Source organism: Streptosporangium sp. NPDC020145 (assembly GCF_040631275.1).
Lineage (GTDB): Bacteria > Actinomycetota > Actinomycetes > Streptosporangiales > Streptosporangiaceae > Streptosporangium.
In genome coordinates this window covers 1-8,829 of record NZ_JBEXZT010000061.1, presented here as the reverse complement: position 1 = coordinate 8,829, position 8,829 = coordinate 1, and the positions used below count along the sequence as shown (strand labels likewise).

The 8,829-nt window shown below is 69.2% G+C and carries 10 protein-coding genes; 3 read left to right on the top strand and 7 right to left on the bottom strand.

Annotation, left to right across the window (positions count from 1 at the left end):
- Window positions 1-242 precede the first annotated feature (242 nt).
- Window positions 243-1,175, bottom strand: a complete 933-nt coding sequence (locus ABZ463_RS41440) for a WYL domain-containing protein (RefSeq protein ID WP_362785685.1) — start codon at window positions 1,173-1,175, stop codon at window positions 243-245.
- Window positions 1,176-1,265: 90 nt separating this feature from the next.
- Here ABZ463_RS41440 and ABZ463_RS41435 point away from each other — a divergent pair, with 90 nt between their 5' ends.
- On the top strand, window positions 1,266-1,679 hold the full coding sequence (locus ABZ463_RS41435) for a VOC family protein (RefSeq protein ID WP_362785683.1): 414 nt from the start codon (window positions 1,266-1,268) through the stop codon (window positions 1,677-1,679).
- Window positions 1,680-1,700: 21 nt separating this feature from the next.
- Here ABZ463_RS41435 and ABZ463_RS41430 read toward each other — a convergent pair whose 3' ends face one another.
- The 4 genes from ABZ463_RS41430 to ABZ463_RS41415 form a co-directional block, all read right to left on the bottom strand.
- The gene (locus ABZ463_RS41430) at window positions 1,701-2,939 is read right to left on the bottom strand and encodes a sigma-70 family RNA polymerase sigma factor (protein WP_362785680.1); all 1,239 of its coding nucleotides are present in this window, start codon (window positions 2,937-2,939) and stop codon (window positions 1,701-1,703) included.
- Window positions 2,936-3,259 carry a YciI family protein gene (locus ABZ463_RS41425; RefSeq protein ID WP_352012376.1) on the bottom strand — a complete coding sequence of 108 codons (324 nt, stop codon included), beginning with the start codon at window positions 3,257-3,259 and terminating at the stop codon, window positions 2,936-2,938. Before ABZ463_RS41425 ends, ABZ463_RS41430 begins: the two co-directional genes overlap by 4 nt.
- A 53-nt stretch (window positions 3,260-3,312) precedes the next feature.
- Window positions 3,313-3,933 (bottom strand): dihydrofolate reductase family protein, encoded by a 621-nt coding sequence (locus ABZ463_RS41420; RefSeq protein ID WP_362785677.1) that lies wholly within the window; start codon window positions 3,931-3,933, stop codon window positions 3,313-3,315.
- 346 nt (window positions 3,934-4,279) lie between these two features.
- Window positions 4,280-5,173 carry a helix-turn-helix domain-containing protein gene (locus ABZ463_RS41415; protein ID WP_362785674.1) on the bottom strand — a complete coding sequence of 298 codons (894 nt, stop codon included), beginning with the start codon at window positions 5,171-5,173 and terminating at the stop codon, window positions 4,280-4,282.
- A gap of 77 nt (window positions 5,174-5,250) precedes the next feature.
- Here ABZ463_RS41415 and ABZ463_RS41410 point away from each other — a divergent pair, with 77 nt between their 5' ends.
- Complete coding sequence (locus tag ABZ463_RS41410; RefSeq protein ID WP_362785671.1) at window positions 5,251-5,598, top strand: alpha/beta fold hydrolase; 348 nt, start codon at window positions 5,251-5,253, stop codon at window positions 5,596-5,598.
- 521 nt (window positions 5,599-6,119) lie between these two features.
- Here ABZ463_RS41410 and ABZ463_RS41405 read toward each other — a convergent pair.
- Together ABZ463_RS41405 and ABZ463_RS41400 are read right to left on the bottom strand one after the other, a co-directional pair.
- Window positions 6,120-6,431, bottom strand: a complete 312-nt coding sequence (locus ABZ463_RS41405) for a transcriptional regulator (protein WP_352012380.1) — start codon at window positions 6,429-6,431, stop codon at window positions 6,120-6,122.
- Entirely contained in the window at window positions 6,428-7,108 is a 681-nt protein-coding gene (locus ABZ463_RS41400) for a hypothetical protein (protein ID WP_362785667.1), read from the bottom strand. Before ABZ463_RS41400 ends, ABZ463_RS41405 begins: the two co-directional genes overlap by 4 nt.
- Window positions 7,109-7,646: 538 nt before the next feature.
- On the opposite strand from ABZ463_RS41400, the gene ABZ463_RS41395 reads away from it, so the two are divergent.
- Window positions 7,647-8,351, top strand: a complete 705-nt coding sequence (locus tag ABZ463_RS41395) for a hypothetical protein (RefSeq protein ID WP_362785664.1) — start codon at window positions 7,647-7,649, stop codon at window positions 8,349-8,351.
- Window positions 8,352-8,829 lie beyond the last annotated feature (478 nt).

Sequence of the window (8,829 nt, the reverse complement as noted above, 5' to 3'; positions counted from 1 at the left end):
CTCCGGTACTGGTTGTTCTTGGTCGATCAACCCATCTACCGGAGACCTCACTTACTTAGCGATCCCGACACACCGGACTTCGAAACAGGACCTAGGTCCCCGTCGATCTTGGCAACGTGGTCGTGACGTCACCAAGGATGTCGGCGGGGCCGGCCCGTGATCGATCCCACGCGTGGGTGTTTCCGCGTTACCGCAAGCACCACCGTCGGCCCCTCCGTGCGTCTCGGCCATGAGAGACGGGGTTAACGGTCCTGCCGGCCGTACAGCGCGGTGAGCTGGGCGGCCAGTTTCGTCAGCTCGTCCTGGACGGACCGTGGTTCCTCCACGACGACGAGGTCTCCCCAGCCCGCGAGCTGGCGGGCGATGTCCAGCGCGGTCGGGGCGGTGAGTGTGACCCGGACCCTCTCACCGTGGGAGATCACCTCGCAGTGGCGGCCGAAGCGGTCGCGCAGGACGCGTAGGTAGCGGGCCTCGACGGTCGCGGTGGCGGTGGTCGTCGAGCGTCGTGCCTCCATCGCGGTGACGACCTCGTCCCAGGCCGCCGCGAGGTCGAAGCGCTCCGGGCGTTCGGCCGGTTCCTCGGTGATCTCGGCGTCGGCGATCCGGTCGACGCGGAAGGTCCGCTGCCCGTCGGGGGTTCCGGTGATCAGATACCAGGTGTCGTCCTTGTCGACGAGGCCGAGCGGCTCGACGACGCGTTCGCGTCCGGAGTAGGTGAGGCGGGTCTTCCGGCGCCGGACCACCGCGTCCTCCAGCAGGTCGACGAGCACGGGCCGCGTACGGCGGTGCTCGCCCCAGCGGGCGGAGTCGACCACGACCGCGTCCGCCGCCGCCTCGGCCTCCTGCCGGAACGTCGTCGGCAGGGCGCGCACGAGTTTGCGCAGCGCCGCCTTGGCCTCCGGCGCGATCGCGGCGGCCGGGCCGAGCAGCAGGAACAGCGCCCTGGCCTCGGAGGCCTTGAGCCCGGAAAGGTCGGTGCGGGCACCGCCGAGCAGGGCCCAGCCGCCGCCGCGTCCGGACTGCGGGTACACGGGGATGCCCGCGGCCGACAGGGCCTCAAGGTCACGGCGGGCCGTGGCGACCGAAACCTCCATCTCGGCGGCGATCTCCGCCGCCGTCACCCGGCCACGTGACTGCATCAGCAACAGGACGGCCACCAGACGATCTGCTCTCATGCTTCGATCCTGCCAATAAAGCGCTCATTCCATGAGCACTTTGGCTGACAGGATCGATCTCACAAGCCACCGAGCGGAAGGCAGCAGGACATGCTTCGCGGACTCACCACCATCAGCTTCTACGCGCACGACGTCGCCGCCGCCCGTGACTGGTACGCCGAGCTCCTCGGGATGGAGGCCTACTTCCAGCGGCCCGAGCAGGGCGAGCCGGTCTACGTGGAGTTCCGGGTGGGTGACTACCAGCACGAGCTGGGAATCATCGACGCGCGTTTCGCCCCGTCGGGCTGGAGCGCCGAGAACGGCGGGGCGATCGTCTACTGGGCGGTGGACGACCTGGAGGCGGCCTGGGAGCGGCTGCTGGAGATGGGGGCCGTCCCGTTCGACAAGCCGACCGAGCGCGGCCCCGGATTCGTCACCGCCTCGGTCCGCGACCCGTTCGGCAACATCCTCGGCATCATGATCAACAACCACTACATGAACGTCCTCGCGAGCCGGAAGGGCTGACGCCGCCCCCTCCTGCGGGCGCTACCGCAGCTGGTCGCGGCGGCGGGTCAGGTAGGCGGTCTCGGCGGCGTTACCCGCCAGGCCGATGGCCCTGTCGTAGGCCGCGCGGGACTCCCGGCCGCGGCCCAGCCGGCGCAGCAGGTCGGCACGGGTGGCGTGGTAGGCGTGATAGCCGGCCAGCCTGTGCTCAAGACGGTCGACGATCGCCAGCGCCACCTCCGGGCCGTCGAGCTCGGCGACCGCGATGGCCCGGTTGAGGGAGACGACCGGTGAGGGGTCGAGGCGGACGAGCTGGTCGTAGAGGGCCAGGACCTGCGACCAGTCGGTGTCGCGCATGTCGCGGGCGGAGGTGTGCACGGCGTTGATCGCCGCGAGGATCTGGTAGCGACCCGGTGCCGCTCCCGTGGCCGCGGCGGTGAGACGCTCGCGCACCAGCCGGTGCCCTTCGGCGATCAGCGCCGTGTCCCACGCCTCACGGTCCTGCTCGTCGAGAGCGACCAGTTCGCCGTCGGCCGAGACCCGGGCGGGCCGGCGGGCCTCGATGAGGAGCATCAGCGCCAGCAGCCCGGCCACCTCACCGTCGTCCGGCAGGAGGGCACGGATCAGGCGGGTGAGCCGGATCGCCTCGGCGGTCAGATCGTGACGCAGGGGATCGGTTTCGGGACCGGTGGCCAGGTAACCCTCGTTGAAGACGAGGTAGAGGACGGCGAGCACACCGGAGACACGGACCGGGAGATCCTCGGCGGACGGCACGCGATAGGGGACGCGGGCCGCCTTGATCTTGGCCTTCGCACGGGTGATCCGCTGCCCCATGGCGCTCTCCGTCACCAGGAAGGCGCGGGCGATCTCGGACATGGTCAGCCCGGCGACCATACGCAGCGTCAGCGCCACGCGGGTCTCCATCGACAGCGCCGGGTGGCAGCAGGTGAAGATCAGCCGGAGCCGGTCGTCGTCGATGACGCCGAGAGGCTCGGGCGGGTCGCCGTAGGCCATCTGAGCCTTCCTGTGCTTGTCGTCGCGCTTGTTCTCGCGCCGGATCCGGTCGATGGCCTGGCGGTTGGCGGTGGTGGTCAGCCAGGCCCCCGGACTGGGAGGCACGCCGTCGGCCGGCCACCGCTGGACGGCGGTGGCGAACGCCTCGGCGGTCGCCTCCTCGGCGATGTCGAGGTCACCGAAGCGCCTGGTCAGGGAGGCGACCACCCGCGCCCATTCCTCACGGTGGGCCCGGGCGATCGCCTCACGGACGTCGATCCCGTTCACAGGAACGGCCGCACCTCGACCTTCCGGTTGCAGGCCTTCGATCCCTCGGCCGCCAGCTTGAGCGCCACGTCGAGGTCGGCCGCCTCGATGATCCAGAAGCCGGCGAGATACTCCTTGGACTCCAGAAAAGGCCCGTCGGTGACCATCTCCTCGCCACCCCGGTTGTCGATGACGGTGGCCGTGCCGGGCGAGGCGAGGCCCCCGGCGAAAACCCAGTGGCCGTCGGCCTGGAGCCGGTCGTTGAACACGTCGATCGCGGCGTCCTCGTCCGGGGTGGCGAGGCCGGCCCGGTCGTGGATCACGGAAACCAGGTATCGCATCTGAAGATCATCTCCTGTGGTGTCGGGGCTGTGCGGTGTACCGGTCGGGAACTTCAAGGCGTCGCGTACCGCGGGCGTCCGGCGGGCCGGTAGACCTGGATCGCCACGCCCTTGGAGTCGACCCGCGACTCGACCAGGTCGAGCGCGAGATCCGGGCCGACCTCCGGGAACAACCGCGCGCCCTGCCCGAGAACCACGGGAACGACGATCAGGGTCATCTCGTCGACCAGGTCGTTCTCCAGCAGCCAGCGGATCAGGACGCCGCTGCCGTGCACCTGCAGCTCACCTCCCGGTTCGGCCTTCAGGTCCGCGACGGCGCTCGCGAGGTCGTCGGACAGGACGGTGGTGCCCGGCCACGCCGGATCGGTGAGCGTGGTCGACGCCACGTACTTGGGCCGTGTGTTCAACGCCCGCATGACAGGCTCCCAGGCAGGGGCGTCCTGAACCGTCATGGTCCCCCACGAGCCGGCGAACAGCTCGTAGGTCCGCCGCCCGAACAGGAACGCGTCGGCGCACTGGTAGGTCTGGTTGATGAATGCGCGGGTCTCGTCGTCACCCTTGCCCAGGGCCCATCCGCCGCGCTCGAACCCGTTCCTGCGGTCCTCGCCCGACGCGCCGCCGTTTCCCTGCATCACTCCGTCGATGGTGACCTGAGTCATGGTCGTCAGCTTCATGATCGCGGTTCCCCTGCCCCTGACTTGCCTTGGCACCGTCCCGTATGAACGGCCTTACCCCTGCTACGAACACCACCGCCCCGATCCGACACCGTCTCGGGGATTTCTTCGAAGAACTTTCCGGGACGCCGGTCGCCCGTGATCCGACAACACGGCTTCCTCGCACACGCGGGAGTCTGGGTGCGGAAGCCGGCGACGCGCTGGATCCACCGGCTGAGGCCGAGCCCGCGTCGCGCAAGGCGGCCCGCACGACGGCCTCGGCGACGAAGACGCTTGTGCCACCGATGGAGGTGTGGAGGACGACCGAGCCGATCACCGGTTCACGGCGGTCGCCGGTCCACCGCCGTCAGGCGTCCTGCGGACGGTGACCGAGCCGGAGTTCCCTGGAGAGGTGCGGCCTGGCGGGCGCTTCGCGGCCGGGCCATGCGATGTCGTCAACGGCGAGGAACGGCTCGCCGGCCACGGTCGCGGGGGTCGTTCCGGTGAACGCCATGACATCACGATGCAGATGGGACTGGTCGGCGTAGCCGGCGTCGGCCGCGACCTGGGCCGCGCCTTCACCCGCGACCAGGCGGTGGGCGGCATGGTCGAAGCGGACCAGCCTCACGGCACGCTTGGGCGGCAGGCCGAGTTGCGACCGGAACCGGGACCACAGCCGCTTACGGCTCCACCCGACCTCGGCCGCGAGCCCGTCGACCCGGGTCAGGCCACGGCTGCCGACGATCCGGTGCCAGGCCCAGGCCACCTCCGGATCCACCGGCGGCCCCGCCTCATACCGGCGGACGAGCAGTGCGTCCGTCAACGCGAAGCGATCCTGCCACGACGGGGCATCGCACAGTCGCTCGCGGATCCGTGACGCCTCCCGGCCCCACAGGTCGCCCAGGGACACGACGGCGCCGTCGAGGTCGGCGGGGGAGACGCCCAGAACGGCGCCTGCGATCACCGGGGACAGACGCACCTGCACGCACTCGACGTTCTCTCCCCGCGCCAGGACCGCGCCTCCGGACCCCAGCCCGGGCCCGGCGACGACGCTTCCCCGTTGCTGTTGCCCCGCGGCGCCGTCGAGGACGGGCGAACCGGCGCCGAACTCCAGGAGCAGCGTCACGGCCGGGTGTGGGACCATCCGGAGCGTGTCCAGGTCACGGACACGGAACCCGGCCATGGTGACACCGGCCACCCGGCTGGGCCGTCGCGGGCACGCGACGTCCCAGACAGCCGCGCCATGCACGAACGTACGCACCGTCCCATGCTACGAGAGCCGGTTGAGGGGAACATTCGTCCAATCCACCGGCCCACGCCGGCGGAGACAGTGGGCCCATGACTGTTTCCGACGGCCGGCCGTACGCGAACGACGGCGCCGAGAGTTCGACCCTGTCGCTGGACGGCTGCGACATCCACGTGTGCCAGGACGGCCCCCGCGACGCCCCCGCGCTCCTGCTCATCCACGGGTCCGCGTCCTCCACCCGCTCGTGGGACCCGATGGTTGCGCTGCTGACAGGGTCCCACCGCGTCATCCGGATCGACCTGCTCGGGCACGGCCGGTCGGCCAAACCGGCCGACCGCGACTACGCGATCCCGGAGCAGGCACGCCGGGCAGGCGCGGCACTGGACCGGTCGGCCAGTGACCGGCGCATGCGCGCCGACCCGTTGGTGTGTCGTCCGTGAGACATTCGCTCGAACAACCGGTAGAACGTCGCTCGCGACGGCACCACCACGCCGTCTTGGCCGGCGAGCATCCCGACCCGCCAGTGGAAATAGCTCGCGGTGCGCGTCGATGCGCCGGTGGCCTCCTCAATCGCCTGCCGCAGCGCCTCGACCACGCGTGGCCCAGTTCGTCCGGTGACCGGCTGGAGGCGGTCATGACGGCCGTCGATCAGTCCGGCCAGGCCTTGGGTCTGGTAACGCAGCCGCTTGCGTTTGAGCGTGCGCGTGCTGACCTTGGGCGTCCCTCGGTGGCCGGTTCGGCGGCCTTGGCCTGCTCGCGCTGGGTGAGCGTCGTGGTGGCCGGGTCGAAGTGCGGGTGTGGTCTCGCACGGGCAGGCGCGTCGGCCCGGACGCCTGTGAGCACTTCCAGAACGTACTGCTCCCACCACAGCGCCTCCTGCCCGGTGGTTGTCAGCGGATTCTCGGCTGATCCTCAGCCGGCTACCGGCACGGCACAAGCCCGGCGACCGTCGGCATGAGGGTCAGCTTTCGTTGGCGCGGTGGCGGTGGACCAGTTCCTCCAGCGCGGTGATCTCCTTTGAGAGTGCTACGCGGCCTTCCTTGGTAATGACGATCCATGTCTTCGGGCGCCGTCCGTCGTATCCCTTCTCCAGGGTGATCAGTCTGGCCTCCTCCAGGACGGCGAGGTGACGGTTGAGGTTTCCCCTGGTCAGTTGGAGCACCTCGCACAGGTAGGTGAACTCGACCCGAGACGCCTCGCTGGCGATGGTAAGGATGCCGAGGCGATGGCGCTGGTGGACGGTGTCATCGAGATTTCCGGTCGGGTAAGTCATGGGTGTGTCTTTCGCCGGACGGTCAGTCCGCCCACGAGGAGGATCATGGCCGGGAGCAGAACGGGACTGCCCTGGAGAAGACCGTAGGGCATCTCCTGCGGGGAGACGCCGAACAGGTGGAACAGGTGGTGGTACTGGTTTTGCACGTCATAGACGACGGCCGGGACGGCTGTCGCCGTGTAGAGGGCGGTGACGATCCAGAGATGGCGGCTGCGTTCGGCCCGGGCCAGGGCGATCAGGCCGAGGGCCGAAGCCAGGAGGCCGAAGGTGTCGCGAATGAAGAACGGCCAGAGGAGGAAGCCAACCAGCGGCAGGAGCGTCCAGACCAGCGGGGCCGCCCCAGCGGTGCTCCAGATGATCGTTGGGTTTCGCGGTGAGGTCTGAATGCCCGCCCGATGGCCGTGGCGGCGATACCACCACACGGTGAGCCCCGCCCCGGCGACTAGTCCGGCGAGCCAGACCATATCGATCCACTCTCCGAAAGGCCAGGTGAAGGTTCCTTCCGGACTTTCCCGCAACTCGAAGTCGATGACATAGAGCGGGGCGGTGGCCAAGGTGAAGCCTCCGAAGAACAGCAAGGGAAAGCGGAAGGCGTGCCGGTCCGTGCGGGCTCGGGCGCGCAGGACGTTTACTTCGTCGAGCAGGTTGCCGGCCTCGTTGGCCGCGTTTTGCGTCATGACTTGACCTCCATTATGTCGGCTTCCCAGACATGTTTGCATCGCAGACATGATTGCCGCAAGCCGACCGATGAACCGGTGTGCTTACTTCAGACGACTTGCGGTATCGGAAGCGGACCCCTCGCGACTTCCGATACTTCGACGTGGCACGTCCAGGAGCCCAATGGCCCGGAGAGGGTCCGGCCTCTGTCAAACCAGCTTGGCGCCCGACACCAACCGGGCGCATGGTTACCGCTGCCAACGATCGGGTGCTCAACACCCGCCACATGCCACCTTCAGTGAGAGGCCGGGTCTCGATCGTCCTTCTCGTGCCAACTGTGTGAGACGGAACGCCAGGACGCGCCAATTTCACCGAGACAGGTGCCACCTTCGCTGAGACCGGACAACGCGCATGCGGGAAGACATGCCGCTGATGGGCCCCTGGAACAGTTCATGATCATCTCGGAGTAGGTTCGGACATAAGTCCGACTTACCGCCCATCGTCGCCGGTCGCGATGCATGATCACCGAAAAGGGATGCACCGCGACCGGACACGGGAATGGCCGCCCGCACCGCCGGCATGTACGGCTCGCGGCGCCTCGGTGGCGCGCGGGCGTTGTTCCTGTTCCGGAGCGAGCGTGAACTCGACCACCACCACCGTGACGTGCCACGGCAGAAGGAGCTGCTGCGCGACGCGTTCAAGGGCATGCACGCCGACGTGGACCGCCGGCTGGAGGAGCTTGACCACACCCCGGCGTTCTACTTCGACTCGGTCACGCAGCTCCGCATGGACACCTGGACGCGGGGGAGGGTGACGCTCGTCGGCGACGCGGGTTACAGCCCCGGCCCGGCCGTAGGCGGCAGTACCAGCCTGGCCGTCGTCGGCGCGTACGTCCTCGCCGGGGAGCTGGCGCGGGCCGGCGGCGACCACGAACGCGCCTTTCCCGCCTACGAGCGGGCGATGGCCGAGCACGTGCGCGGCAGCCGCGCGGCCGCGCTGAGCGCGGCGAGGACCCTGGTCCCCGCATCCCGCCTCGGCGCGCTGGGACTGGCCCAGGGCGCCCGCCTGATCTCCGCCCTGCCTGCGGGACCCCGCCGAGCCCTCCTGCGCCTCACCACCAGAAGCGCACGCCTCTACAACTCCATGGCCGTCGACGACCACCCGCCGTCTGCCACGTCGGCAGGCCGGATCCGCCTCACGGGGAGCCTCGGGAACCGGCTCAAGTGCTCGTCCTGCTGCCGGCCCGGCCTGCGGAACCGGTGAGCAGCAGCCCGGCCGACGTTCAGCGAGCTTTTCCGTTCCGCAAGAGCTCCGCTCCGCACGCAGGTCGCTCCGTGGTCGGCTCTCCGCTCGGATCGGCACCACATTGAGCAGCAGGCGTGAAGCCACGGGGCGCCGAGGTAGTCGCAGCTCGCTTCGGGGCAGGCCTCCCAGTAACCGCTCTCCACAGCCGCCTCGCGGACACCATTCTCGGGACCGAAGCCGTGGTGAGCGATGAGTCGGGCGACGGAGTTGTCGTACCGGGCCGCAAGGAGGGCGGCTTCTGCGATCTTGTCGTGCCCCTGGGAGAAGAAGGAGCCGAGGCCGACCTCGGTTCCGCATCCACACCAACACGTACCTGTCGGGATCAGGCGAGGTTCGCTCTTATAGCTCCTAACAGAATGATCTCCGTTGTGGTTTGATCTCTCGCTGTAATGACAGTGGGAGGGGTGAGCGGGTTGGCGCGGCTGAAGCCGTGGGA